At 68.5% G+C, this 25,044-nt stretch carries 33 protein-coding genes; 14 read left to right on the top strand and 19 right to left on the bottom strand.

Annotated features, from left to right (window positions below; translation table 11 throughout):
- Positions 1–101: 101 nt before the first annotated feature.
- Positions 102–719, top strand: a complete 618-nt coding sequence (locus tag CJZ78_RS04515; protein ID WP_094559827.1) for an ABC transporter ATP-binding protein — start codon at positions 102–104, stop codon at positions 717–719.
- A 126-nt stretch (positions 720–845) separates the two neighbouring features.
- Here the strand turns inward: CJZ78_RS04515 and CJZ78_RS04510 are convergent, their stop codons facing one another.
- From CJZ78_RS04510 to CJZ78_RS04490, 5 genes are all read right to left on the bottom strand, one after another.
- Positions 846–1,922 carry a M23 family metallopeptidase gene (locus CJZ78_RS04510; RefSeq protein WP_233128488.1) on the bottom strand — a complete coding sequence of 359 codons (1,077 nt, stop codon included), beginning with the start codon at positions 1,920–1,922 and terminating at the stop codon, positions 846–848.
- A gap of 69 nt (positions 1,923–1,991) precedes the next feature.
- Positions 1,992–2,702 (bottom strand): biotin--[acetyl-CoA-carboxylase] ligase, encoded by a 711-nt coding sequence (locus tag CJZ78_RS04505; RefSeq protein ID WP_233128508.1) that lies wholly within the window; start codon positions 2,700–2,702, stop codon positions 1,992–1,994.
- Between the two features lie 2 nt (positions 2,703–2,704).
- Complete coding sequence (locus CJZ78_RS04500; RefSeq protein ID WP_094559706.1) at positions 2,705–3,898, bottom strand: aminotransferase class I/II-fold pyridoxal phosphate-dependent enzyme; 1,194 nt, start codon at positions 3,896–3,898, stop codon at positions 2,705–2,707.
- Positions 3,885–4,205 carry a co-chaperone YbbN gene (locus tag CJZ78_RS04495; RefSeq protein WP_094559705.1) on the bottom strand — a complete coding sequence of 107 codons (321 nt, stop codon included), beginning with the start codon at positions 4,203–4,205 and terminating at the stop codon, positions 3,885–3,887. Before CJZ78_RS04495 ends, CJZ78_RS04500 begins: the two co-directional genes overlap by 14 nt.
- A 94-nt stretch (positions 4,206–4,299) precedes the next feature.
- Positions 4,300–5,046 (bottom strand): PspA/IM30 family protein, encoded by a 747-nt coding sequence (locus tag CJZ78_RS04490; RefSeq protein WP_094559704.1) that lies wholly within the window; start codon positions 5,044–5,046, stop codon positions 4,300–4,302.
- Positions 5,047–5,133: 87 nt separating this feature from the next.
- Between CJZ78_RS04490 and CJZ78_RS04485 the strand changes: the two genes are divergently transcribed.
- On the top strand, positions 5,134–5,670 hold the full coding sequence (locus CJZ78_RS04485; protein ID WP_094559703.1) for a DUF721 domain-containing protein: 537 nt from the start codon (positions 5,134–5,136) through the stop codon (positions 5,668–5,670).
- A gap of 38 nt (positions 5,671–5,708) precedes the next feature.
- Here the strand turns inward: CJZ78_RS04485 and CJZ78_RS04480 are convergent, their stop codons facing one another.
- From CJZ78_RS04480 to CJZ78_RS04460, 5 genes are all read right to left on the bottom strand, one after another.
- A complete protein-coding gene (locus CJZ78_RS04480) occupies positions 5,709–7,490 on the bottom strand; it encodes a glycosyltransferase family 39 protein (RefSeq protein ID WP_233128487.1) in 1,782 nt (593 codons plus the stop codon).
- 151 nt (positions 7,491–7,641) lie between these two features.
- Positions 7,642–8,031, bottom strand: coding sequence for a type II toxin-antitoxin system VapC family toxin (locus tag CJZ78_RS04475; RefSeq protein ID WP_094559701.1), 390 nt, complete (start codon positions 8,029–8,031; stop codon positions 7,642–7,644).
- 9 nt (positions 8,032–8,040) lie between these two features.
- Entirely contained in the window at positions 8,041–8,307 is a 267-nt protein-coding gene (locus CJZ78_RS04470; protein WP_233128486.1) for a type II toxin-antitoxin system Phd/YefM family antitoxin, read from the bottom strand.
- 110 nt (positions 8,308–8,417) lie between these two features.
- Positions 8,418–9,494: a glycosyltransferase gene (locus tag CJZ78_RS04465; protein WP_094559699.1), complete on the bottom strand. Its 1,077-nt coding sequence runs from the start codon at positions 9,492–9,494 to the stop codon at positions 8,418–8,420.
- On the bottom strand, positions 9,494–10,429 hold the full coding sequence (locus CJZ78_RS04460) for a DMT family transporter (protein ID WP_094559698.1): 936 nt from the start codon (positions 10,427–10,429) through the stop codon (positions 9,494–9,496). Before CJZ78_RS04460 ends, CJZ78_RS04465 begins: the two co-directional genes overlap by 1 nt.
- Before the next feature lie 59 nt (positions 10,430–10,488).
- On the opposite strand from CJZ78_RS04460, the gene sppA reads away from it, so the two are divergent.
- From sppA to CJZ78_RS04405, 11 genes are all read left to right on the top strand, one after another.
- Positions 10,489–11,301, top strand: coding sequence for a signal peptide peptidase SppA (gene sppA, locus CJZ78_RS04455; protein WP_094559697.1), 813 nt, complete (start codon positions 10,489–10,491; stop codon positions 11,299–11,301).
- Positions 11,298–11,675, top strand: coding sequence for a chorismate mutase (gene aroH, locus CJZ78_RS04450; RefSeq protein ID WP_094559696.1), 378 nt, complete (start codon positions 11,298–11,300; stop codon positions 11,673–11,675). The genes sppA and aroH overlap by 4 nt, the downstream gene beginning before the upstream one ends.
- Positions 11,676–11,760: 85 nt before the next feature.
- Positions 11,761–12,339 (top strand): DUF2808 domain-containing protein, encoded by a 579-nt coding sequence (locus tag CJZ78_RS04445; protein ID WP_094559824.1) that lies wholly within the window; start codon positions 11,761–11,763, stop codon positions 12,337–12,339.
- An 89-nt stretch (positions 12,340–12,428) separates the two neighbouring features.
- Positions 12,429–12,566: a 50S ribosomal protein L34 gene (gene rpmH / locus CJZ78_RS04440; RefSeq protein WP_015108935.1), complete on the top strand. Its 138-nt coding sequence runs from the start codon at positions 12,429–12,431 to the stop codon at positions 12,564–12,566.
- A gap of 5 nt (positions 12,567–12,571) precedes the next feature.
- On the top strand, positions 12,572–12,955 hold the full coding sequence (rnpA, locus tag CJZ78_RS04435; RefSeq protein WP_094559695.1) for a ribonuclease P protein component: 384 nt from the start codon (positions 12,572–12,574) through the stop codon (positions 12,953–12,955).
- Positions 12,952–13,359, top strand: a complete 408-nt coding sequence (locus tag CJZ78_RS04430; RefSeq protein WP_094559694.1) for a PH domain-containing protein — start codon at positions 12,952–12,954, stop codon at positions 13,357–13,359. Before rnpA ends, CJZ78_RS04430 begins: the two co-directional genes overlap by 4 nt.
- Positions 13,360–13,415: 56 nt before the next feature.
- The gene (yidC, locus tag CJZ78_RS04425; protein WP_094559693.1) at positions 13,416–14,543 is read left to right on the top strand and encodes a membrane protein insertase YidC; all 1,128 of its coding nucleotides are present in this window, start codon (positions 13,416–13,418) and stop codon (positions 14,541–14,543) included.
- Between the two features lie 20 nt (positions 14,544–14,563).
- Positions 14,564–15,070, top strand: a complete 507-nt coding sequence (locus CJZ78_RS04420) for a DUF177 domain-containing protein (RefSeq protein ID WP_233128485.1) — start codon at positions 14,564–14,566, stop codon at positions 15,068–15,070.
- A gap of 10 nt (positions 15,071–15,080) precedes the next feature.
- Positions 15,081–16,580, top strand: coding sequence for an AAA family ATPase (locus tag CJZ78_RS04415; protein WP_094559692.1), 1,500 nt, complete (start codon positions 15,081–15,083; stop codon positions 16,578–16,580).
- Positions 16,581–16,670: 90 nt separating this feature from the next.
- A complete protein-coding gene (locus CJZ78_RS04410) occupies positions 16,671–16,850 on the top strand; it encodes a hypothetical protein (RefSeq protein ID WP_094559691.1) in 180 nt (59 codons plus the stop codon).
- A 60-nt stretch (positions 16,851–16,910) separates the two neighbouring features.
- A complete protein-coding gene (locus CJZ78_RS04405) occupies positions 16,911–18,053 on the top strand; it encodes an aminotransferase class V-fold PLP-dependent enzyme (RefSeq protein ID WP_094559822.1) in 1,143 nt (380 codons plus the stop codon).
- Positions 18,054–18,151: 98 nt separating this feature from the next.
- Here the strand turns inward: CJZ78_RS04405 and aqpZ are convergent, their stop codons facing one another.
- The 4 genes from aqpZ to yidD form a co-directional block, all read right to left on the bottom strand.
- A complete protein-coding gene (gene aqpZ, locus CJZ78_RS04400) occupies positions 18,152–18,892 on the bottom strand; it encodes an aquaporin Z (RefSeq protein ID WP_094559690.1) in 741 nt (246 codons plus the stop codon).
- A gap of 167 nt (positions 18,893–19,059) precedes the next feature.
- Complete coding sequence (locus CJZ78_RS04395; RefSeq protein WP_094559689.1) at positions 19,060–20,565, bottom strand: UDP-N-acetylmuramoyl-L-alanyl-D-glutamate--2,6-diaminopimelate ligase; 1,506 nt, start codon at positions 20,563–20,565, stop codon at positions 19,060–19,062.
- A gap of 27 nt (positions 20,566–20,592) precedes the next feature.
- Positions 20,593–20,865, bottom strand: coding sequence for a glutaredoxin family protein (locus CJZ78_RS04390; RefSeq protein WP_094559688.1), 273 nt, complete (start codon positions 20,863–20,865; stop codon positions 20,593–20,595).
- Positions 20,865–21,089: a membrane protein insertion efficiency factor YidD gene (gene yidD / locus CJZ78_RS04385; RefSeq protein WP_369802016.1), complete on the bottom strand. Its 225-nt coding sequence runs from the start codon at positions 21,087–21,089 to the stop codon at positions 20,865–20,867. Before yidD ends, CJZ78_RS04390 begins: the two co-directional genes overlap by 1 nt.
- Positions 21,090–21,276: 187 nt before the next feature.
- On the opposite strand from yidD, the gene rpsD reads away from it, so the two are divergent.
- On the top strand, positions 21,277–21,885 hold the full coding sequence (rpsD, locus tag CJZ78_RS04380; RefSeq protein WP_094559687.1) for a 30S ribosomal protein S4: 609 nt from the start codon (positions 21,277–21,279) through the stop codon (positions 21,883–21,885).
- 63 nt (positions 21,886–21,948) lie between these two features.
- Here rpsD and CJZ78_RS04375 read toward each other — a convergent pair whose 3' ends face one another.
- Genes CJZ78_RS04375 through lpdA form a run of 5 tightly spaced genes read right to left on the bottom strand, consistent with a single transcriptional unit; the run spans position 21,949 to position 25,043 of the window.
- On the bottom strand, positions 21,949–22,287 hold the full coding sequence (locus tag CJZ78_RS04375) for a nucleotidyltransferase domain-containing protein (protein WP_233128484.1): 339 nt from the start codon (positions 22,285–22,287) through the stop codon (positions 21,949–21,951).
- A gap of 10 nt (positions 22,288–22,297) precedes the next feature.
- Positions 22,298–22,459: a hypothetical protein gene (locus CJZ78_RS14360; RefSeq protein WP_233128483.1), complete on the bottom strand. Its 162-nt coding sequence runs from the start codon at positions 22,457–22,459 to the stop codon at positions 22,298–22,300.
- A gap of 17 nt (positions 22,460–22,476) precedes the next feature.
- Positions 22,477–22,662: a HEPN domain-containing protein gene (locus CJZ78_RS14355; protein ID WP_233128482.1), complete on the bottom strand. Its 186-nt coding sequence runs from the start codon at positions 22,660–22,662 to the stop codon at positions 22,477–22,479.
- A gap of 4 nt (positions 22,663–22,666) precedes the next feature.
- Positions 22,667–23,551 (bottom strand): indole-3-glycerol phosphate synthase TrpC, encoded by an 885-nt coding sequence (gene trpC, locus CJZ78_RS04365; RefSeq protein ID WP_094559686.1) that lies wholly within the window; start codon positions 23,549–23,551, stop codon positions 22,667–22,669.
- 1 nt (position 23,552) lies between these two features.
- Positions 23,553–25,043 (bottom strand): dihydrolipoyl dehydrogenase, encoded by a 1,491-nt coding sequence (gene lpdA / locus CJZ78_RS04360; RefSeq protein ID WP_094559685.1) that lies wholly within the window; start codon positions 25,041–25,043, stop codon positions 23,553–23,555.
- Position 25,044: the final 1 nt, after the last annotated feature.

Below are 25,044 nucleotides of genomic sequence, written 5' to 3'. Positions count from 1 at the left end.
AAGGCAATGGCGCCGATAGCCTTCTCCAACTCGTTGTTTAGCCCTTGCCCAAACCGGTCGCCGAACTGATCAGCGTGGACAAGATCTATGGCAGCGGCGAGATGGCCGTCAGAGCCCTCGACCACGTGGACCTCACCGTGAACCGGGGCGACTACCTGGCCGTGATGGGAGCCTCCGGCTCGGGCAAAAGCACCGCCATGAACATCCTCGGCTGCCTCGACCGACCCACCGCTGGCAGCTACCGCCTCAATGACACCCCGGTGGATGGGCTCAGCGACGACCAGCTGGCCGACCTGCGCAACCGAGATCTGGGCTTTGTGTTTCAGCAGTTCCACCTGCTGCCCCAGCTGAGCGCCCTCGACAACGTGATGCTGCCGATGGTGTACGCAGGGGTGCCCGCCGCCGAACGGCTGCGACGGGCCCAGGCAGCGCTCGAGCGGGTGGGGCTGGCCCAACGGCTGCACAACAAACCCAACCAGCTCTCCGGGGGCCAACAGCAACGGGTGGCCATCGCCCGGGCGATCATCAACCAGCCGGCGCTGCTGCTGGCCGACGAGCCCACCGGCGCCCTCGATTCCCAGACCACCGCCGAAGTGCTGGACATCTTCGATGCCCTGCATCGCGGCGGCATGACCGTGGTGATCGTGACCCACGAAGACGACGTGGCAGCCCGGGCAGAAAAGATCGTGCGCTTCCGCGACGGGCGGATCCTCAGCTGAAGGGGCGGCCAGCAGGTGGAAGCCAACTCCAAAACCGATCTTGGGTTTGTTGCACAACGTGTTCAACAAACCTGATCCGCCCAACTGGCAGGCCGCAGCCGTCCGCCCGCCAGCCAGCCGTTGTGATCAACCCTGATTCGCCGGGTTGGCGGCGGGCCGCTCCAGGCTCTGGAGCAGCTGGCCCATCAACAGGGCGATGGCATCACTGCCGGCGGCGCCTTGGCCGGGGTCGAGATCGCCGGGATCCACGGCCATCCAGCCGCCATCGCTAGGCAGCCGCAATTCGAAGTGCAGATGCGGACCGGTGCTCAGGCCCGTGCTGCCCACCCGGCCGATCACCTCGCCCTGGCGCACCCGATCGCCCTCCTTCACGTAGAGCTCGCTGAGGTGGCCATACAACGTGCGCCGCCGCGGCCGGTCGTGCTCCACCTCAATGGCGAGGCCGTAGCCGCCGGCCAAGCCACTGCTCACCACCCGGCCGCTCAGGGCCGCCACCACCGGCGTACCTTCCGGGGCCGCCAAATCCCGGCCGGCATGCATCAGCCAGCTGCCGAGGATGGGGTGCAGCCGGTAGCCGAAATTGCTGCTGGTTACGGCCGAGCCGATCAGGGGGAACAGCAATTTCCGGTTGCCATTGCCGCCGATCGGTGCCGGCCGGGGCGTCACGCCGAACACGTCGGCTAGCCGGAAGCTGCCGCCGGACCCCGCCAGCAGGGCCGACACCGGCACGGTGAGCGGCGGCAGGGGGCGTCCATCCAGGCCGAGGCGGACTGACTCCCCAGCCCCGGCTTCGTTGTTGAGGCGCCCGCGCCAGCGCACCACCACACCACTGCTGCACTCCTGCTGGGACAGGGCACCGCTGCGGCAGGCCTGCTGGTGGGCCGGCACGTTGAAGGGGGTCATCCCGCCACCGGAGCGGATCCGAGCCCGCTCCGCCGGACTCACCACCCCATCGCGCACCAGGGCGTCGAGGGAGGCATCAAAGCGGGCAGGGGGGCGAGCAGGCGCCAACTGGCTGGCATCGGGCCGCAGCGGCAGGGCCACGGGCACCGGCGGCGGCAGCTCCGGACTGACCGGCGCCGGGGTGAGCTGGTCCTGACCCCAGGCCAACCCCACCCCCAGTAAGGGTGCCGTCACCACAGGCAGCAGCGCCAACATCGCCTTGGCGCGGGAGGATTGGCGCTGGCTGATCGGATCACTCATGGGGCCCAGTGTAAAAATCTCCGCCGATCGGCCAGATCCGGCGGCAACAGCCCCCTGAGGAATGGCGCCTCAGAAGTGGCGCTGCAGGGTCAGCTCCTGGCTGCCGCGGGCCAGGCGCAGGCGCCCATCGGTGGTCAAGCCAAGCACCTGCCAGAGCTGGCCGTCGTGCCACCAGCCCGCTGCCGGCCGCCACAGCCGGGCCTCGGCGGCACGCCGCACGGACTCGGGTTGGTGGGCGTGGGCGACGGCCCAATCGAGGCCGGCGAGCACCAGGCCCAGCAGGCGCTGCGGCCGGGCCCAAGGATGGTGGCGTCGAGAGCCGAGGGCCTGGGCCACCGAGATGGCCCCAGCTGGCACCCGGTTGCAGCCGTTGAGTCCCACCCCCACCTGGGCCCAGCGGATCTGCTGGCCCCGCAACCGCAGCCGCGGCAACAGGCCGGCGAGCTTGCGCTCCTGCACCAGCAGGTCGTTGGGCCACTTGAGCTGCACCGGCAGCCCCAGGGCCTCCAACTGCTGGGCCAGCCCCACCGCCACCGCCAGCCCCAGGGCCGCCGAGCCCGGCAGCGCCTCGGCCCAGGGGAAGGACGCACTGAGCCAGAGCCCACCAGCCGGAGACAGCCAGGGGCGGCCCTGCTGGCCATGGCCAAAACGCTGACGCCGGGCTTGCACCGCCAAGCGGGCGCCCTGGGCCTGCCGCTGCGCCAACCAACGATCCAGCTCGATCTCGGTGCTGGCACACACCGGCAGGCGCCGGAGCTGCCAGCCCAGGCCTGGCGGCACGGTCAAAGGCTGGCCAGCCAGGCGCCGATGCGGGCCGCACCGGCTTCCAGCTCCTCCACCGGGTGCACCAGCGCCAAGCGCAGCCAGCCCTCGCCACCGGGGCCAAAACCATTGCCGGGCGTGAGGGCCACACCGGTGGCCTCCAGAAGGGCCGCCGCGACAGCTTCGCTGTCCCAGCCGCGGGCCTGGGCCTGAGGCGGCAACGCCAACCACAGGTAGAGCGCCATCGACGGCCGCCGCACCGACCAGCCCACCGCCTCCAAGGCCGCAGCCATGCGATCGCGCCGCTCGCGGTACACCGCTTGGAGCTGGTGGGGCCAGTCGGGCGCCTGCTCCAGGGCGGCGATGGCACCGGCCTGCAGGGCCAGCGACTGGTTGAAATCCACCACGCCCTTGAGCTGGCGCAGGGCCGTGATCAACCACTCCGCGCCGATGGCAAAAGCCAGGCGGTAACCGCCGAGGCACCAGCTCTTCGAGAGGGAGAAAAATTCGATGCCGCACTCTCGCCAGTGGGGCGAGCGCAGCAGGGCCGGGGCTTCGCCATCGAGGGCCAGATCCACGTAGGGGTTGTCGTGGGCGAACACCAGCCCATGGCGCACAGCCCGCTCGGCAGCTTCATCGACCCAGGCCTGCTCACCGGTGGTGGCCGTGGGGTTGTGGGGAAACCCGAGCACCATCAGCTTGAGGGCATCCCACTGCTCGGTGCTGAGGGCCTCGAAATCGGGCCGCCAACTTGCCGCCGAATCCAGCGGCAGCAGCACAGGCTCGGCCGAGGCCAGGTGCAGCCCACCCATGTGGGAGGGGTAGTAGGGATCGAGCAACAGGGCCCGATCACCGGGATTGAGCACCGCCAGGGGCAGATGGGCCGTGCCCTCCTGGGATCCCACCAGCAGCAGCACCTCGGTGCCTGGATCCACGGCCACCCCGAAGCGCCGCAGGGCCCAGGCCGCTACAGCCTGACGAAACGGCAGGGTGGCTCCGTGCAGGCAATAGGCAGCGCTGGCGGGCTGGCCGAGCTGGGCGGCGATGGCCTGGATCGCCGCCGCAGGAGGTTGGAGGTCGGTGGACCCCAGCGAGAGATCGAGCAGGGGCGGCAGGCCCTGGGTGGCAGCCCGGGCCGAGTAGGCTGATTTGCGCTGGTCGTTGCGGGCGAAAACGCCGCTGCCGAGCCGCGACAGCCGCTCAGAGATGGGCATCCACAAAGGCCTTCAGCTGTGGTTTCGCCATGGCGCCCTCATGGCGAGCCAGCTCTTGACCATCCCGAAGCAGGATCAGGGCGGGCAGGCCCTGGATCTGCAGCCCATCGCGGCTGATGGGGTTGCCGTCAGCTTCCAGCTTGCCAACGGTCAAACGGCCGGCGTATTCCGCCGCCATTGCGTCCATCATCGGGGCCATCAGCCGGCAGGGGCCGCACCATTCGGCCCACACATCCACCAGCACCGGGGTGGCCGACTCATGCACTTCGGCTTGGAAGTTGGCATCGGTGAGATGAACAACAGTCACGGCAGGGCCTGAATCGACGAGTGCATAGGGCGATTGTATGGAAGGGATCCTCTGGGCGGAGCGCCCAGCCTGGACGGAACCTCCCAGACGAACCTCAGAGTTTGTCGATCGAGCGCTTGAGCTCCTCGAGCTCCGGATCCAGCTCACTCACCTTGACGGGCTCCAGTTGCGGCGCGGTCACGCCACCAGCCAGGCGGTTCTTCATCGCCGCCAGCTCGTCATCCACCTCGGGCGCCCCTTCCAGGGCCGCAAACTGGCTTTCGAGATCGGCGCCGGCCAGCTCGGCAGCCGCCTGGCTGCGGGCCTCCAGGGTCTGCACCTTTTCCTCCATGCGCTCGAAGGCGGCCATGGAGCTGTTGGTGCCGAGGTTGCCCACGGCGCTCTGCAGCTGCTCCTGGGCCTGGGCTGCCTGGGCCCGGGCCTTGAGCATGTCCTTTTTGGTTTTGGCCTCGGCGATCTTGCTTTCCAGAGCCACCAGGCTCTTCTTGAGCTGCTCCACCTGACCCGCCTGGCTCTGCAGCTGGGTGTTCAGGGCCGTGGCGGTGTCCTGGCAGGTTTTGCGACGCCCGAGGGCCTCGCGGGCCAGGTCTTCCTCGCCCTTCTGGAGAGCCAGCTCGGCCCGTTCGTACCAGGTTTTGGCCTGGGCTTCAGCCTGCTCGGCCTGATTTTGAATGCGCTTCTGGCTGGCAATGGCCGTGGCCACCGCCTGGCGCAGCTTCACCAGGTCCGACTGCATGTCGGCCACCGACTGGTCGAGGATCTTGGCGGGATCCTCCATGGCTCCGACAACCGCGTTGGCGTTGGAACGGATCAGGCGGCTGAGGCGATCGAAAAAGCCCATCGGAGTCGGCGGGGGCGAGGCTTGAGGGTAGCCAGGCCCGGCTGCAGTTCACCAGCGGGATTGCCGCACCCCGAATAACCTCGGCCCATGGCCAAGGCCTCCCGTCAGCAAACCCGCCAGATCGGCAACCTCAGCCTGCTGGTGCCGGCGCCGCGGCCGCCCGCCAGCGGCCTGGGCAGTTGCCTGCGGGAGCTGGAGCAGCGCTGGCAGCAGGGTGGCCATCTGGCGGCCCTGTGGCAGGCCTGGCCGCGCATCGCCGGCGCCCAGCTGGCGCCCCACTGCCGGCCCCTGCGGCTGCACAGCGGCCTGCTCACCGTGGGGGCAGCCCCCGGCCCCTGGCTGCAGGCCCTGCAATACAACCGCCACCAGCTGCTGGGAGCCCTGCGCGCCCAGGGCTTCACGGTGCGCGACCTGCGCCTGGAGCAGCACCACGCCAGTGCCGCCGTTGCGCCGGGCGGCCTGCAGGAAGCGGAGGTGTGGGCCGCCCACCCCAGCCGGGTGGACGTGCATGGCATGGCCACCTGCCCAAACTGCGCCAGCCCGGCACCTGCCGGCGAGATGGCCCGCTGGGGCCACTGCAGCTTCTGCCGCCAACGGGACCTGGGCCCAACCCCAACCACCTGACACCCACAAACGCCAGCTCCACAAAGAGCAGATCAGGATCAGTAGCGCTCCGGCCTGGGCTCCTCCCAGGTGGCGACCACACCCAGACGACGCAGGGCTGCGGCGCGCCGCTCCAGGCTGGAGCGCTCCAGCCGCCAGAGGGCGTAGGGGCCGCGGGCATCGAGGCGCTGGGGGTTGAGCTGCTGCCAGTAGGGCAGCTCAGCGGTGCCGTGATCGATGACCAGCAGCAGGCTGCGGCCGGCGGCGGGTGGCTGGGGATTGAGGCCGGGGCGGTGCTCGCGGGCCAGGCGATCGGCCAGGTTCACGAGATCGGCGGGCTCGGCACCCTCGTAGAGCACAACCTGGCGGCTGTAGTAGTGCAGCGAGGGCTTGAGCAAGCCCACCATCGCCAGGGGTTCGCCTGGCCTGCTGGCCGCGCGGGCCGCCGTGGCCGCTGCCGCCAGCTCGCGCACGGGCTGGGCCCGCAGCCGATCGCCCAGCCCCACCAGCGGCAACAGCACCACCGGCACAAACGCCACCAGCGGCAACTGCAACGCCAGCAGACCCACCAGAGCGCCCCGGCGCCAGCCGGCCCAGGCCCCCAGCAGCAGCGCCAGGGCCCAAAACGCAGCCCCCAACGGCACCCAGGGGGCAGCCAGCAGCTCAGCCACCAGGGAGGGCATCTCTGGAGCATCAATCAGCGGCAGCCACAGCGGCCCGGCCGCCAATCCCCCCGCCACCACTCCCGTGAGCACAAGGCTCAACCCCCAGGCCCAGCGACCGCCCCGCTGGGCGGCCAGCGCCACCAGCAGGCCCGCCGCCGGGGTGGCCGGCAGCCAGTAGCTGGGCAACTTGGTGGCCGCAGCGCTGAAAAACAGCAGCACCGCCAGCAGCCAGCAGGCGGCGAAGCGCTGCAGGGATTGCTCGGGCGCCAGGGGCTCAGCCGGCCGCCTGCGCCAGCGCAGGCGGCCGATGCCCTGGGCCAGCCCCAGCAGCAGCACGGGGGTGAGCGGCAGGCTGGCGATCACCAGCACCGGGCCAAAAAACCACCAAGGCGCCTGGTGGTTGTTCACCACCGCCGTGAAGCGCTGCAGGTTGTGGTAGCCGAAAAAGCTGCGCCAGAAGGGCTCCCCCTCCACCAGCAGCGCCGCGCCATACCAAGGCAACGCCACCAGTGCCGTGAGCGCCAGCCCCGGCAGGGGCCGCAGCCGCCGCCAGAGCCCGGCCAGATCCGCCTGCAACCAGCCAAACAAAAGGAGCGTGAGCCCCAGCAGCACCACCGCCACCGGCCCCTTGGCCAGCACCGCCAGCCCCAGCACCAGCCAGGGCTGCCACCAATGGCGCCCTCCTGTGCTCTCGCCAGCGGCGTAGCAGCGCCAGCTGAGCAGCAGGCTGAAGCCCAGGCAGCCCGCCAGCAGGGCATCGCTCACCGCGATCCGGCCCCAAACCAAGGCCAGCGGCGAGAGACCGTAGGCCAGGGCCGCCGCCAGGGCTGTGGCCGCTTGGCCTGCGGAGCGCTGGGGCCAGCGCAGCAGGGTGTGAGCCAGGCCGAGCATCAGCGCCATGCTGGCGAGGGCCGAGGGCAGCCGCGCCGCCCAGGTGCCCAGCGGGTTCCATGCCTCCTGGCCGGGCAGGGCGTAGAGGGCCCCCATCAGCCAGTACACCAGCGGCGGCTTGTCGTAGCGGGGCAGACCGTTGACGCGGGGGATCAGCCAATCGCCGGTGTCGGCCATCGCCCGGGCAGAAGCGGCAAACAGGGGCGGCGTTTCATCCACCAGGCCGGTGCTGCCCAGCTGCCACACAAACAGCACCAGGCCGATCGCCAGGGTGAGCAGCAACACCCAGCGCCGTTTAGTTGACGTTGCGCGCTGTGGCAGAGGGCGTTTCGCCGAAGTGCTCAAAGTACTGAAGGGCGGTGCGCCCGGTGGTGGGGGGGCAGGCCGGAGCTGATCCTGCATGCTGCTCAGACGGACCTGACAGCCTCGGGAACATTCAGCCCATCAGCCGCACCGGCCCCGGATAGGCCGCCAGTTGCTGATCGGCCGTAATCAACAGCAGGCCATCGGCGCTGGCCTGAGACAGCAACAGCCGATCAAAGGGATCGCGATGCAGGGGCGGCAGTGCGGCCACTGCCAGGGTGTGATGGGCCTGGATCGGCAGTTCCTGCCAGCCGCCATCAAGCAGGGCACGGCGCAGCACGGCCGGCTCCACGTGGAAATCGGGCCGCCCGAGCGCCTGTTTGATCACCAGCTCCCACAGGCTGGCCACACTGAACACCGGCGTGTTGGCAGGATCCTGCAGCATCGCCGACAGGGCCGCTGGCAGCCGTTCGGGCGAGCCCATCGCCCACACCAACAGATGCGTATCGAGCAGCAAGCGCATCTGCTGGCCTCAGGCCCCTTCAAACAGATCGGCGATCTCGGCAGCGCCCAGCTGATCAAAGTCGTCGGGCACCTGGCACTGACCGGCCAGCAAGCCCAGGCGCCGCAGCGGTGCCGCAGCAGCGCCCGCTTCGCTGAGGGGGGTGACGCGGACCATTGGACGGCCGGCCTTGCAGATCACAAACGGCTCGCCTGCTGCTGCCTCATCCACCAGCCGCGAGAGGTGCGTTTTGGCCTCGTGCATGTTCACCTGCCGCATGGCTGCGATCAACTTCACTCAGTCAACCAACTTAGTCGACCAAGCATCCAGACCGGCGTTTGAGGCTTGCACGGCCAGGGCAAGGAGGCATCAACATTTCGGCCCCAGCGTGCGTTGAACAAACCGTTTCACAAATCCAAACCCGCCAGCAACCACGCCTCCACCCGCTCAGCCAGCACCGCCCGCGAGGCATGGGCCTCCACCCACTGCCGGCAGGCGCGCCGATCGATCGCGCCCACCTCAGCCGCCGCCGCTGCCAAGGCCACCACGTTGTCGGGCTCCACCAACAGCCCATTCACCCTCGGCTGCACCAGCTCGCCGGGCCCGCCGCGTCGGTAGGCCACCACCGGCACCCCGCAGGCCATCGCCTCCACCACCACGTTGCCGTAGGCCTCGTTCCACTTGGGCGTGTTGAGCAGGGCCCGGCAGCGGCCCAGCTGCTGCTGCAACTGCACGGTGGGCAGGAAGCCCCGCCATTGCAGCGTGCCGGCCGGCACCGAGGCCTCCACCGCCGCCGCATAGGCCTGGTCTTCCACCAGGCCCCACACCGCCAGGGGCAAGCCCAGCTGCGCCGCCGCCGCCGCCGCATCCTCCAAGCCCTTCTCCGGCGCCACGCGCCCAGCCCAGCCCAGCAGCGGCTCGGGCTCGGCGCAAAACCCATAGGCACTGAGATCGAAACCATTGCCCACCAGCACCGGCGGGGCAGGCAGGGCGAAATCGGCGGCCTGTGCAGCGGTGTGGAAGGCCAGGCGGCGCTGATCCCAGGCGGCGATCTCGGCGATCACCGCATCCATCGCGTCGTTCACCGAGCCCATGCTCACCAGGTGAAAGATCGGCAGCTCCGCCAGCGGCGTCAGCCAGAAGGGCAACCAGTCGTAGGCCAGGTTGAGCACCGCATCGAATCCCGCCGCCGGCGCCTCGGCCAGAACCCGGCGCCAGAAGCGGGGCAGCAGGCCGTCGGCCGGCATCGTGATCGGCGCGGCCCGTTCTTGATGCTGGGCACTGGGCTGGGAGCTGCCGCTGCAGGTCCACAGCGCGGCGGCGGCACAGGCAGGGGGCAACACCGAGCCCTCCGCCGCCAGCACCGTGAGCCGGTGGCCCAGCTCCAGCAGCCCTGCCACCAGGCTGGCCAGGGTGAGCTCCACGCCGCCACCACGGCCACTGCCCAGGGCCCCCACCGGGGTGCTCACCACCAGGAGCCGCATCAGGACTGCTCCAAAAGGGGCGTGCCCTGCCAGAGCTGCTGGCGCCGGTTGATCAACAGCACCGAGGCCAGGGCCAGCACCGCCCCCAGCCACTGCAGCGGCCGCAACTGCTCATCCAGCAGCAGCACGCCACAGAGCAGGGCAAACACCGGCGTTAAAAAGGTGAGGGCCGTGAAGCCGGTGAGATCGCCGCTGCTGGCAAACCAGAAAAACAACCCGTATGCCAAAGCACTGCCCAACACGGTGGCGTAGGCCATCAGAGCCCAGTCAGTCGGGCTCCAGGCCGGCAGCAGCGGCCCCTGCAGGGCAACCCCGCCTAGCAGCGGCAGGCCGCCCAGCAGCAAATGCCAACCGGTGATCGCCACCGGATCACTCTCGCGGCTGGCATAGCGGCTCAGCACCGTGCCGAGGGCCATGGCCGCCGCCGCCGCCAGCATCCACAACTCCCCATGGCTCCAGGCCCGCTCCCCCAGGGCGGCTGGGCCATCCAGCCACCAGTGGCGCAGCACCGGCGCTGGCAGGCCAAGGCAACAAATCCCCAGCAGGCCCACCAGCAGGCCCACCCAGCCCACCGGGTTGATCGCCTCGCCAAACAGGCTGCGGGCCAGCAGAGCCACCAGCAGGGGCTGGGAATCGATCAGCACCGACCCCAAACCCGCTCCGGTCTGACCGAGCCCCTGAGCCAACAAGGCCTGAAACAAGCTGCCGTCCACCAGGGCGAAGGCGAGCAGCCAGGGCCAGTCGGCGGCGGCAATGCGCAGGGGCCGCCCCAGCAGCACCGCGGCCAGCAGCACCAGGGCACCGGCGGGCAGCAGGCGCAAGCTGGCCACCTGCAGGGGAGTGCCGCCCTCCAGCAGGGGCCGCATCGCTGCCATGGCCGTGCCCCAGAGCGCAAAGGGCAGCAGCATCAGGGGCCAACGCAGGGCCTGGGGCATGGTGCTTCCGGGCCGGTGAAGGCTTTCTTTTTAAGATCCAACCACTTCACACCGCCGAAATGCCCTGGCCCTGGCGCCGTAAGACCCGTCGCACCCTGGCGCGCATCGCCATCGAAGGCCCGATTGCCGGCCCCACCCGCCAGCGGGTGCTCAAGGCCCTGCGTCAGGTGGAGCAGCGGGAGTGCCCCGCCCTGCTGCTGCGCATCGACAGCCCCGGTGGCACCGTGGGCGACAGCCAGGAAATCCACAGCGCCCTGTTGCGCCTGCGGGAGAAGGGCTGCCGGGTGGTGGCCAGCTTCGGCAACATCTCCGCCTCGGGCGGGGTGTACATCGGCGTGGCCGCCGAACAAATCGTGGCCAACCCCGGCACGATCACCGGCTCCATCGGCGTGATCCTGCGGGGCAACAACCTCTCCAAGCTGCTGGAGCGGGTGGGGGTGAGCTTCGAAACCGTCAAGAGCGGCCTCTACAAAGACATCCTCTCCCCCGATCGCGCCCTCACCGACGGCGAACGGGAGCTGCTGCAAAGCCTGATTGATTCCAGCTACGACCAGTTTGTGGATGCGGTGGCCACCGGACGGGGGCTCAGCCAGGAGGCGGTGCGCGGCTTTGCCGATGGCCGTGTGTTCAGTGGTGTCCAGGGCAAGGAGCTGGGCCTGGTGGATGTGCTTGGCGACGAGGAGGCAGCACGGCGGCTGGCCGCTGAGCTGGCGGAGCTCGACCCGGAGAAAACCCGCCCGATCACCTTCGGCAGCCCGCCGAAGCGCTTCGGCGGCCTGATTCCCGGGCGCAGCCAGCTGCGGGGCCTGCTGGCGGCCCTCAGCCTGGAGCTGGCCTGGAGCGGCCAACCCCTGTGGCTCTACCGGCCATGAGTCAGGGGTTTGTCCTACGGGCCCTGCGCGGGGCCACCACTGCCGACGCCAACTCCGCCGAGGCGATCGAGGTGGCGGTGGCCGAACTGGTGGATGCGCTGGTGGCACGCAACGGCCTGGCAGGAGCGCAGGTGGTGTCGGTCACCTTTTCGGTGACCCGCGACCTCGATGCCTGCTTCCCGGCCGCCATCGCCCGACGCCAGGCCGGCTGGGAGCAGGTGGCCCTGCTCGATTGCCAGCAGATGGTGGTGGCGGGCGATCTGCCCCGCTGCATCCGGCTGCTGGCCCATGCCTGGCTGCACCCGGAGCGGACGCCCGTGCACCCCTACCTGCGGGAGGCCGCCCGCCTGCGCCCCGACCGGGTCCAACACTGACCCCGCCACCTGTGGGTCCGGCCACCACGGCCACCTGGGTCGCTGCCAGCTGACGAGAATTGTGGTCTTGATCGGTATCGCCCTGATGGGTTTCCCTTCCCTGCGCCCCCTGCTGAGCCTTGCCGCCCTGGCCGGAGCCGGCGCCGTCGCCCTCAGCACCCAGCCCGCAGGAGTGCTGGCCCAGGGCACACCGAGCTTGATGGAGTTCCGCTGGGACAACACCAAGGACTACCGCAAGCTCTACTACTTCATGACCGATACCCAGCGCCTCAAGCGCTCGGAGTACTACCTGATCCTCAAACCGAAGGATCGCAAAACCGCCATCCTCAAGCTGAGCATCACCATCCCCAGCTACTTCGACGCCAAAATCGATCCCAAGCGGGTCAAGCTTTGCAAGATGAGTGAAGGCGGCATGATGTCGCGCACCAGGTGCCAGGAAACGATCCCGGCCACCATTGAGATCGCCGAGAACGGCAGGGCTATCGAGATCTTCCCCGACACCCCCGTGCCCGACACCGGCACGATCGGGGTGTACATGAACATCTTCAACCCGTTCAACATCGGCATGTATCAGTTCAATGCCCTGGCCCAGGCCCCTGGCGACGTGCCGATGGCCGGCTACCTGGGCAGCTGGCTGATCCAGATCGATCCGCCCAACAACTGAGCCTGCCTCCCGCTTAGTCCGCCAACCCCGCCTGATAGGTTGGCCCCAACGCCCACTACCGACGCGACGAGCGCAGCGAGCAGCCAGTCATGACCAAGCGCACCCTGGAAGGAACAAGCCGTAAGCGCAAGCGTGTGTCTGGCTTCCGCGTGCGCATGCGCACCCACACCGGCCGTCGCGTGATCCGCACCCGCCGTCGCCGCGGCCGGGCCCGCCTCGCCGTTTAAGGCCCTTGGCCCTGCCCCAGTGCCACCGGTTGAAGGGGCAAAGGGTGTTTGACCGGATGTATCAAAAGGGCCGTCGCTTCCACGGCCCTTTTGTGCTGCTCCGGATTCTGGAGGCCCAGCCCCAGTTGCTTCCCGTCGAGCAGCAAACCTGCCCGCCCAGTCCCTGGCGTTGTGGTGTGGTGGTCAGCAGCAAGGTGCACAAGCGGGCCGTGCGCCGCAACCGCCTGCGCCGTCTGCTCCACGCCCACCTGCTGGCCCAGCCACCCGCTGTCTCCGAACGCTGCCTGTGGCTGCTGCTGAGCCTCAAACCGGGCAGCGCCGATCTCACCCCAGAGGCCCTGCTGGGAGAATGCAGCCAACTCCTCCAGCAAGCAGGTCTGACGCCATGAGCACAGGCACCGGCGCCACCATCCAGGAAACCGTGTTCTACGAGGGCGGGCCCGCCAAGGGAGATCTGGTGTTCAACCTGCTCCTGGGGCTCACGCTGATCGGCATCCCCTTCGCCGTGGGCGCGATTGTGCGGGCCCTGTGGCTGCGTTTCCGGATCACCAGCCGCCGCATCGAAGTGAATGGCGGCTGGCTGGGCCGCGACCGCACCCAGGTGGTGTACAGCCAGATCCGCGAGGTGCGCAGTGTGCCGCGGGGCTTCGGCCTCTGGGGCGACATGGTGCTGGTGCTCACCGACGGCTCCAAGCTGGAGATGCGGGCGGTGCCGCGGTTCCGCGAGCTGGAGACCTACATCGAGGAGCGCCGCCAGGCCAAGGCCTCCACACCCAAGGGCATGGCCGCCTAGACCATCAGTCAAACTGAGCCCATGCTCCCTCCCCCTACCCCCAGAGCCCCTCTGCCGTGATCGGCTACATCTCCGACAACCTGCTGCTCCCGATCCTCGATTTCTTCTATGGATTGGTGCCCAGCTACGGGCTGGCGATCATTGCGCTCACGGTGGTGATCCGCCTGGCGCTGTTTCCCTTGAGCGCCGGTTCAATCCGCAACGCCCGTCGGATGCGGATTGCCCAGCCCGCCATGCAGAAGCGGCAAGCCGAGATCAAGGCCAAATACGCCAACAACCCCCAGAAGCAGCAGGAGGAACTGGGGCAGTTGATGAAGGAGTTCGGCAGCCCCCTGGCGGGCTGCCTGCCCCTGCTGGTGCAGATGCCGATCCTGTTCGCCCTGTTCGCCACCCTGCGGGGCTCACCGTTTGCCGATGTGCCTTACACCCTCAACCTCAAGGTGCTGCCGGCCGAGCAGATCGCGGCGGTGGAACCCAAGCCGTTCAACAGCGCCAGCCATTCCATCTTCATCACCGAAACCAGCCATGTGCCGGTGATCGCCAGCCTTGAGGGCGGCACCAAGCTCGGCGTGGGTGATGCGGCCCAGGTGAAGCTGCACACCAAAGACGGTGAGAGCTTCGCTGCGGTGTTGGGCGACGTCGACAACGGCGATGCCTTCACCCCCACCTGGAGCGTCACCAAGGGTGAGGGCGTGGTGAGCGTGGCCGCCGATGGCACCATCACCGCCCTGACCACCGGCGACGCCACTGTGGAGGCCAAGATCCCCGGCCTGGCGGCCCGCAGCGGCTTCCTGTTCATCAAGGCCCTGGGCCAGGTGGGCTTCTACACCGACGGCGCGGTCAACTGGGACATCGCCATCCTGGTGGCGGGCTTCGGCGCCAGCCTGTTCGCCTCCCAGATCCTCTCGGGCATGGGCATGCCGGCCAACCCCCAGCAGTCCACGGCCAACAAGATCACCCCGGTGATGATCACCGGCATGTTCCTGTTCTTCCCCCTGCCGGCCGGGGTGCTGCTCTACATGGTGGTGGCCAACATCTTCCAGGCCTTGCAGACCTTCCTGCTCAGCCGTGAGGCCCTGCCCGACAACCTGCAGGCCATCCTTGATCAACAGATGGCCCAACAGACGGTCACCGTCAGTGCCAGTGGCGGCCGCCTGCCCTTCGAACCGAAGGGCAAGAAGTAACCCGCAGCACCCCGATTGCCGTGTCCAGCGTGCCCGACCTGCCCCTGCATCCCGTTCCCCTGCAGGAGCTCAAGCACCTCGACGCCGGACGCCACTGGTTGGTCAACCAGCCGATTGCCGGCCTGGACAGCCTCACCCCGGTGCGCGGCCAGCTGCACGCCACCCATCGCGGCACCGTGCTGGAGGTGGAAGGCGAAGTGGACACGATCGTGACCCTCTGCTGCGACCGCTGCCTGCAGCACTTCAACCGGCCGCTGCGGGCCTCCGGTAAGGAGCTGCTCTGGATCGGCGAACCTGCCACCAGCGATCCGGTGGCCTTGGAGGGCGAGGGCGATGACGGCGGCCTGATGGAGCAGCTCGATCCCCGTGGCAGCTTCGATCCAGAGCACTGGATCTTTGAGCAGCTCAACCTGCAGCTGCCGATCGTCAACCACTGCGGCAGCGACTGCCCCGGGCCGGCCACCTGGACCAGCGACAGCTCCGGCATCGATCCCCGCTGGCAGGCCCTGCAGGGCCTGCGCTCCTAGGCCTGCCGCCGTGAACGAAAGCTGGGCCGACCAACTCGATCTGCTGATCCGCGCCCGCACGCCGATCCTGTGGATCCGCAGCCTTGAAGAGGAACGGGTCGACAGCCTGCTGGAGCAGGCCGCCCAGAGGCTGGGGGGCCGCACCCTGCTGCGCTGGGACTTCATCGACGGCCTCAGCGGCGCCCCCAACCGCAGCGGGGAAGGGGCCCGCAACCCGATGGCGGCGCTGGCCTGCCTCGATCCCCTGCCTCCAGAGCAGGGCGCCCTGCTGGTGCTACGCGATTTCCATCGCTACTGCGACGACGCTGGCGTCTGCCGCCGGCTGCGCAACCTCGCCTCCAGCCTGCGCCAGGCCCCCCGCACCCTGGTGATCACGGCCCCCGACTGGGCGGTGCCGCGGGAGCTGGAAGACAGCATCACCCTGCTGGATCTGCCCTTGCCGGATGCCGAGGAGATCCGCCAACTGCTGAGCACGATCGCCCGCGCCAGTGGCCTGCCCCTCGATCCGGTTGTGGCGGCCCAACTCACCGCCGCCTGCCATGGCCTCAGCGAACAGCGGGTGCGGCAGCTGGCCGCCCGGGCCCTGGCGCGCCGTGGCCAGCTCGGGGAGGAGGATCTGGCGGAGGTGCTGGAGGAAAAGCGTCAGGCGATCGCCAAGAGCGAACTGCTGGAGTACTGCCCCAGCGAGGCCACCCCTGCCGACATCGGCGGCCTTGATGCCCTCAAGCACTGGTTGGAGCAGCGTCACATGGCCTTCAGCGAGGAGGCGATGCGCTACGGCCTGCCGTTACCCCGAGGCGTGCTGCTGGTGGGGCCCCAGGGCACGGGCAAATCGCTCACGGCCAAGGCGATCGCCCACAGCTGGAGCATGCCGCTGTTGCGCCTCGATGTGGGCCGCCTGTTCGCCGGCCTGGTGGGGGCGTCGGAGGCCCGCACCCGCGACATGATCCAGCGCGCTGAGGCGATGGCCCCCTGCGTGCTCTGGATCGATGAGATCGACAAGGGCTTTGGCGGCGATTCGCGCAGCGACGGCGGCACCAGCCAACGGGTGCTGGGCACAGTGCTCACCTGGATGGCGGAGAAAACCAGCGCCGTGTTCGTGGTGGCCACCGCCAACGGCGTCGACAAACTGCCGGCCGAGCTGCTGCGCAAGGGCCGCTTTGACGAGATCTTTCTGCTGGATCTGCCCAGCCCCGCCGAGCGCCGCGCCATCCTGGATCTGCAGTTGCGCCGGCGCCGGCCCGCCCACGCCATTCCCTTGGATGTGCTGGTGGACCGCACTGTGGGCTTCTCGGGCGCCGAACTGGAGCAGACGGTGATCGAGGCCATGCACCTGGCCTTCGCGCAGCAGCGGGAGTTTGGCGAAGCCGACCTGATCGCCGCCGCCAGCCAGGTGGTGCCCCTCTCGCGCACCGCGCGGGAGCAACTCGAGGCCCTGCAGATCTGGGCCAGCAGCGGCCGTGCCCGTCCGGCGAGCCTGGCTCAAGCCGCTGCAGATTGCGGCCCGTAACGAACTCCGACGCCAGGTAACAAGGCGTGGGCCCAACCGGGTCGAGCCGAAACGATCGGCCTACGGTCGCCAACAGCCGAGATCCCTGCCGTGCTGCCCAATCCCGCCCCCCGCGATCGCGGCGAACTCACCAGCCAGCTGGCCGTGGCCTGCATCGGTGCTGGCCTGATCACCAGCCTGGCGGTAGCCCAGGGCCAGAACCCCCTCACCGCCCTCGGCATCACCCTGTTTTCGGCCGTGGCGGCCGTGATGGTGGGCCAGGTGCTCTGATCCATTGATAACCCAACCGGATTGACGGCCCAACCGATCGGCCTGGCCTTGCGGGCGCTCATGCCTGCCCTGGCCAACAAGACCTACTTCAATTACGGCGGCCAGGGCCCCCTGCCAACCCCATCGCTGCAGGCGATCACCGCCAGTTGGCAGACGATTCAGGAGTTGGGCCCCTTCACCACGGCCGTGTGGCCTGCGATCGAAGCCACCACTGCCGGCTTGCGCCAGCGGCTCGCCCAGTGGCTAAGGGTACCGGCCCAGCGGCTGGCCTTCACCGAAAACGTCACCTCCGGGTGCGTGCTGCCGCTCTGGGGCCTGCCCTGGCAGGCGGGCGAAAGCCTGCTGATCAGTGACTGCGAGCATCCCGGGGTGGTGGCCGCCTGCCGGGAGCTGGCCCGGCGGCACCAGCTGACGATCGAGTCGTTGCCGGTGAGCGATCTCACCGGCAGCCCCGAGCAAGCGGCTATCGCCGTGCAGGAACGCCTGGCGGCGGCCCTCACGCCCCGCACCCGGCTGGTGGTGCTGTCGCACCTGCTCTGGAACACCGGCCAGCGGATGCCGATTGCGGCAGTCGCCGCCCAGCTCAACCGCCACACCAACCAGCCCTGGCTGCTCGTTGACGCTGCGCAGAGCCTGGGGGCGATCCCGGTGGCGGAAGCGGCGGCCGCCGCCGACATCTACGCCTGCACCGGCCACAAGTGGTGTTGCGGCCCCGAGGGTCTCGGCGTCACGGCCCTCTCGGCGCGGCTACTGGCGCAGAGCCAGCCCACCCTGATCGGCTGGCGCAGCCTCAGCCACGAAGGCGATGGCTCCAGCGGCTTCCACGCCGATGCCCGCCGCTTTGAGGTGGCCACCTCCTGCATCCCCCTGTTTGCAGGGTTGGATCAGTCCCTTCAACTGCTGGAAGCCGAAGGCACGGAGGGGCAACGCCTTGAGCGGATTCGCGAGCTGGCTGGCCTGCTCTGGCGAGGATTGCAGCAGCTGCCAGAGGTGGAAACCCTGCTGCAGGAGCCCCCGCCAGCCGGCCTGGTGAGCTTCCGGCTGCGCCGAGGGGGTGGTGCTGGCCGCACCGTGCAGCACCTGGGTGAGCAGGGGCTGTGGATTCGCAGCCTCGACGCTCCACCTTGCCTGCGGGCGTGCACCCACATCACCACCACCGCAGCCGAGATCGATCAGTTGCTGGCCGCCTTGGCCCTGGTGTAGCCGATCAAGCCCCGCGCCAGACAAGCGCACAAAAAAAGGGGCTTACGCCCCTTCTGATCTTGCCTTAATGCTCCACCCATCAAAGTGGAGCCCGCGGCTTAGGAAACCTCCTCGCTGAAGACGTTGCGGTAGACCCAGCCGGCCAGAAGCGCGCCCACAATCGGGGCCAACCAGAACAGCCACAGCTGACCAACCGCCTCACCGCCAACCCACAGGGCCACTCCGGTGCTGCGGGCGGGGTTCACTGAGGTATTGGTAACAGGGATGCTGATCATGTGGATCAGGGCCAGGGTGAGGCCGATGGCGGCACCCGCGAAACCGACAGGAGCCAGTCGATCGGTGGCCCCAATAATCACCAGCAGGAAGAAGAAGGTAAGCACCAGCTCCACAATCAGGGCAGCCCAGAAGCCGTAGCCACCGGGGGAGTGGGCGCCCCAGCCGTTGGTGGCCAGCGGGTTGCTGCCCGCCATCACCAGATCAAAGGCCGGGCCACCGGCCACCACCAACTTGATGAACCCGCCAGCCAGGACACCGCCGATCACCTGGGCCACGATGTAAGGCAGCAGTTCAGCGCCCTTCATGCGACCACTGGCCCAGAGGCCGAAGCTCACCGCGGGATTCAAATGGCATCCGGAGATGTGGCCGATCGCGTAGGCCATCGTCACCACCGTGAGGCCGAAGGCCAGCGACACACCCAGAAAGCCCAGGCCAAAGGGGTTTCCTGGAGCGATATCCGCACCGGTCAAATAGGGAAAATTGGCAGCGATTGCAGCGCTACCGCAACCACCAAGCACCAGCCAAAACGTACCAAAAGCTTCCGCGAGAAGCTTTTTACCCATGGGGACTGAAGACGCCACAGAGTCTCAATAAACAGCCCTCGAAAGCTATCTCCATCTGCCAGACAAGCCAGGATTCGCAACGGTTTCGACGCACTGTTCAACACAGGATGTCCGATCTACGCAGAGGTGTGCAATAAGCGCTGCAGCCTGCGGCGGATCGAGCGGATCTAACCGTTTCGCCGCGCCCTCAGGGCCTTTTCGGCCTCCTCCCGGTCGTCAAAGTGCACCTTGGTGGTGCCGAGGATCTGGTAGTCCTCGTGGCCCTTGCCGGCGATCAGCACCAGGTCTCCCGCTGTAGCGCCGGCAATGGCGGCCGCGATCGCGGTGGCCCGATCCCCTTCGACGTCGTGGGGGCTGCCGGCAGGAATGCCGGCCACCACATCGGCCAGGATCTGCGAGGGGTCTTCGGTGCGGGGGTTGTCGGAGGTGACCACCACCTGATCGGCCAGCCGCGCCGCGATCGCGCCCATCTGGGGGCGCTTGCTGCGGTCGCGGTCGCCGCCGCAGCCAAACACGCAGATCAACCGGCCGCGGGTGAAGGGGCGGCAGGCCGCCAGGGCATTGTCCAGGCCGTCGGGGGTGTGGGCGTAATCCACCAGCACCGCCGGGGAGCCATCACCATCACCCACCACCACCCGCTCCATGCGACCGGGCACGCCGCGGAAGCTGGCCAGGCCCTGGAGCAGCAACTCCAGCGGCAGCTGCTGCTGGAGTAACACCCCCACGGCCTGCAACAGGTTCATCAGGTTGAAGCGGCCCACCAGGGGCGAGTGAAAGGCCCCTTCCCCGGCCGGGCTCACCAGCAGCCCGCGCACGCCATCGGCCCCCAGCTCCAGATCCCGAATCGTGAGCTCGGCGCCGCTGTCTTGCAGGGAACTGCGCCAGCAACGCTCACCCAGCCGGCCGCGAAGGCGCTGGGCCAGCTGGACGCCCCAGGGATCATCGCCATTCACCACCGCCCCGCCCGCCAGCAGCGGCTCGGCAAACAGCTGCGCCTTGGCCTCGAAGTAGGCCTGCATCGAGGGGTGGTAATCGAGGTGGTCCTGGGTGAGGTTGGTGAACACCGCCCCGGCGAAGCGGCAGCCCGCCACCCGCTGCTGGTCGAGGGCATGGGAACTCACCTCCATCGCCCCGATCTGGGCACCGGCCTCCACCGCCTGGGCCAGCTGGGCCTGTAGCAGATCGGCAAAGGCGGTGGTGTGCTGGGCGGTCACGCTCTGACCGGGCCAGCGGTTCACCAGGGTGCCGAACAGGGCCGCCGGCCGGCCGGCATGGGCGGCCAGATGCTCGATCAGGTGGGTGGTGGTGGTTTTGCCGTTGGTGCCGGTGACTCCGATCAAGGCCAGGCGCCGACTCGGTTGAGCCCAGAACGCCGCCGCCAGCAAGCCAGCCCAGCGCGCCAACGGCTCCGGGGCGATCAGCACCGCGTCGTCGGGCCCCGGGGGCTGGGCCGCCGCCGCCGCTGCGCTGATCACAGCCGCCGCCGCCCCCGCCTGCAGCGCCTGGGGCCAAAAACAGCCCCCATCCACCTGGGTGCCCGGCAGCCCCACAAACAGGGTGCCCCGGCCCACGCGGCGGGAATCACAACTGATGCCGCTCACCTCCCGATTGGGCACCCCCGCTGGCAGCTCCAAACCCACCTCCCGCAGGACCGGATGGAGCAGCTGGGTCATGGCACCGGATCAGCGAATGGCGCCTTTCTAAGCGTCCTGATCCGAAAAGCCGTGCTTCTGCAACCAAACCCGCAGGCTGGTGCCGGCCAGCCGTGGTGGCACCCGCGGCAGCACCTGCTCCCCGTCGGGCAAGCGCAGCAGCAACAGCGGCACCTCCAGGCCAAAGCGGGCCTGCAAAGCGGGATCGCCATCGACATCGATCAGCTCGATCGCCAGGGGCGGCTCGAGGGCCCGCAACTTCTCGGCCAGGCCCTCACACAGGCAGCAGCCCTGACGGGTCATCAACACCAGAGCGGGCATCAGTCGGGAACGGGATCGCAGCCGCAGGGGGTGAAGGGGTGGCAGCGCAGCAACCTGCGCAGGGTAAGCCAGCTGCCCCGCCAGGGGCCATGGCGGCTGATGGCCTCGAGGCCATAGGCGCTGCAGCTGGGGATGAAGCGGCAGCGGGGGCCCAGCAGCGGCGAGATCCACTGGCGATACACGCCGATCAGAGCCAGCAACAGCATCGCCAGCCATCGCTCCAACGGCCCAGCCGCGCCGGCACCAACCGAGGCGAGACCCGGCTCGGGCTGCAAGCCGAGCTGGTGCGGCCCAACCGATAAGATCGACCGTTGGCGCGGCAAAGCTCAGGCCTGCGGGACTCTCCCAGCATGCTCGATGCCGCAGCACCATGGGGCCATCCCGGCTCCCTCCGTCCTTCGAACTCGTTTCATGTCTCGCTACCGCGGCCCTCGCCTGAGGATTACGCGGCGCTTGGGAGACCTTCCCGGTCTCACCCGTAAGTCCGCCAAGCGGTCTTATCCCCCCGGTCAGCACGGCCAAGCCCGTCGCAAGCGCTCCGAATACGCCATCCGCCTCGAAGAGAAGCAGAAGCTTCGCTTCAACTACGGCATCTCCGAGCGACAGCTCGTGCGCTACGTGAAGAAAGCGCGCGCCCAGGAGGGTTCCACCGGAACCAACCTGCTGAAACTGCTCGAGAACCGCCTCGACAACATTTGCTTCCGCCTGGGTTTCGGCCCCACCGTGCCCGGCGCCCGCCAGCTGGTGAACCATGGCCACGTGACCGTGAACGGCCGCGTTGTGGACATCCCCAGCTTCCAGTGCAAGGCCGGCGACGTCGTCGCCATCCGCGAGCGCAAGCAGAGCAAGAAATTGGCTGAAGGCAACCTGGAATTCCCAGGTTTGGCCAACATCCCGCCCCACCTCGAGCTCGACAAGAACAAGCAGGTGGCCAAGGTGATCAGCAAGTGCGAACGCGAGTGGGTCGCCCTCGAGATCAACGAACTGCTGGTGGTGGAATTTTACTCCCGCAAGGTCTGATCGCGCCGGCCATCGCGCCACGTCCATCAACCGATTCAGCCCGGCCCCAAAAGCCGGGCTTTTTCATGGGGTGCTGCGGGTCCAGACCCAGCGGCAATCCCGCTGCAGAGCCGAGGCCATGGCGGCCTTCGCTGAATCTTCGCAAGCAGAAGAGGCCAGCAACTGCTCCAGCTCCGCAGTGGTGAGCACCAGGGCATCGCAGCTCAGGGGCAACTGCTCAAAGGGCCACTGGCGGTAGCGCAGCGTCTGCGGGCCCGTAGCCGCTTGATCCACCAGCAGCAGATCCAGGTCGCTGCCCACGCCGGCATCACCCCGCCCATAGCTGCCGTACACGCCCACCTTCTGCTGGGTCGGATTGCTGCAGGCCTGCTGAGCTGCCCAACGCTCCACTGCCTCGAGCACAACCCGGGGCTCAGGCCATCTGAGCAGCGATTGCGTCAACGAGCGCACGGGCATGGCTGAGGGCATCGCGACTTTGCAGGTGGCCGAAGTGATCACTCGGGGCCCCATCGGGAAGACTATCGGGATAGCGCGTGGGGATGTAGAGCGCATCGAGAATGCGCAGCCGCTCCACCAACTCGGGTAGACCCGCTACCGGCCCAGGCCATGGCCCCAGGCCTGCTGACCATGCGAGAGATGCAGACCCTTCAGGGCTTTCTCAACAGCCTGATGGGCGGCAAAACAGGCCCACTCATGGTGCCCATGACCGGCACTCACCAGCGCCATGGCCAGGTCCTGGTTCGCCTGGCTCAGCCAGTCAGCAGCGCGATTAGCCACCGTCCTACCCCCCAATCAGTGCCTCAAGAGCAGCCGTCACATCGGCCTGGCGCATCAGGGATTCGCCCACCAGCACCGCATCGGCGCCGGCGCCCTGCACCCGATCGAGGTCGTCACGCGTGACCAGCCCCGACTCGCTCACCAGCAGGCAGCCCTTGGCACAGATCTGCTCGCCGTAGGTGGCGGTGAGCCGCTCGGTGGTGGCCAGATCGGTGTGGAAGGTGGCCAGATCGCGGTTGTTGATGCCAATCAGCTGCACCCCATCGAGGGCTAGCACCCGCTCCAGCTCCTCGGCATCGTGCACCTCCACCAGCACCGTCAGACCCAGGGCCTTGGCCACCTTGAGCAGGTAGGCCATGTCCACATCGGTGAGGATCGCCGCGATCAGCAGGGCGGCATCGGCGCCGGCGGCCCGGGCCTGATACAGCTGATAGGGGCTGAGGATGAAGTCCTTGCAGAGCAGGGGCAACTCCACCACCTGGCGCACCTGCACCAGCACCTCAAAGCCCCCCTGAAAAAACTGTTTATCGGTGAGCACCGACAGGCAGCTGGCACCACCGGCGGCATAGCCCCTGGCGATGGCCTCCGGATCAAAATCCTCGCGGATCACCCCCTTGCTGGGGCTGGCCTTCTTCACCTCGGCGATCACCGCCGGCTTGCGGCAGCTGGCCCGCAGGGCCGCCAGAAAATCGCGGGGCGCTGGCAGCTCGGCCACCTGCTGCTTGAGCTTCTCCAGGGGCACCCGCTCGCGGGCGGAGGCCACTTCCCGGTCCTTCTCCCAAACGATCTTCTCAAGAATGTGGCGCGGTTCACCCTCCTCATGGCGGATGGCGTATTCGAGGAAGGCCACCTTCACCTTGGGATTCGGGGGCCGGCGACGGAACTCCATCTCAGCCACCCACCGCGACGGGAGCCAGTGCAGCAGCGGCCTGCTTGTAGGCCACTTCCACCACCTCACTGAGGGTGGGGTGGGTGTGCACTTCATTGGCGAGCTGGGTGACGCTCTGGCGGCGCGCCACGGCGTTGGCGATCTCCTGGATCAGATCCGCCGCATGCAGGCCGTAGATGTGGGCGCCGAGCACCTCACCGGTGCTCTTGTTGAACAGCAGCTTCATCAGGCCATCGCTCTCCAGCTCGGCCAGGGCCTTGGAATTGGCCTTGAAGTAGCTGCGCACCACCCCCAGCTCAAAGCCGTCCTTGGCCGCCAGCGCTTTGGCATCGGCCTCGCTCAGGCCCACCGAGCTGATCTCCGGATGGGTGAAGGTGGCCGCCGGAATCGAGCGGTAGTCGATCGGGCGGGGGTGACCCAGGATGTTGTCGATCGCCACGGTGCCCTGGGCCGCAGCGGTGTGGGCCAGCATCATCTTGCCGGTCACATCACCCACGGCCCACAGGTGCGGCACGGGCTCGCCGCCCGCCAGCACCCGCATGTGATCGTCCACCGGGATGAAGCCGCGCTCGGTGTCCACCCCCACCGCCGCCAGGTTGAGCGCGGCGCTGCTCGGCACCCGGCCGGTGGCCACCAGCACCGCATCCACCTCCAGGGTTTCCACCAGCTCCTTGGTGGCCATGTCGGCCAGCTCGATTTTCACCGGGCAGCCCGGCGTCACCTTGCGGGCCAGCAGGCCAGCGCGGGCATCGATGTCGCGGCCATCGATCAGCTTGCGGGCGGCCAATTTGGCGATGTCGGGATCGAAGGTGGGCATCACCCGATCCAGGGCCTCGATCATCGTCACTTCACAGCCCAGGGCCGTGTACACATCGGCAAATTCCAGGCCGATGTAGCCGCTGCCGATGATCGCCAGCCAACGGGGCAGCCACTCCAGGCTCACGGCCTCGTCGCTGGTGAACACGGTGCGGCCGTCGGTTTCAATGCCGCGGGGCACGAAGGGCTCCGAGCCGGTGGCGAGGATCACGTCGCGGGCGCTGTAGGTGCGCTCCACGCCACTGCCACTCTCACGCACGGTCACCTGCTGGTGGCCCGCCAGCCGGCCGCTGCCCCGCAGGATCGTGGCGCCGGCGCGCTCGAGAGTTTTGGTGAGGTTGGTGCGGATCGTGGCCACCAGCTGGTTGGCATGGTCAGCGATCTTCTGGCGCTCAAAGCGCACCGGGGCGGCGTGGATGCCGAAGCCGGCCAGGTGCTCGGCGTCGGCCAGCTCCCGCACCCGGCCGCTGGCGGCCAGCAGGGCCTTGGAGGGCACGCAGCCGCGGTTCACGCAGGTGCCGCCCATATCGCGCGATTCCACGATCGCCACCTTCAGCCCGTGCTCCGCGGCGTGCTTGGCCGCGTCAAAGCCGCCGTAACCGGCGCCGACAACAATTACGTCGTAATCGAAGCTCGAGCCATCAAAACGCGATCCGTGGAGGGGGGCGTCGCTCACC

The organism is Synechococcus sp. 8F6, assembly GCF_002252665.1.
GTDB lineage: Bacteria > Cyanobacteriota > Cyanobacteriia > PCC-6307 > Cyanobiaceae > Cyanobium_A.
The sequence above is the reverse complement of the archived record's forward strand: the minus strand, read 5'-3'. Positions and strand labels throughout refer to the sequence as shown.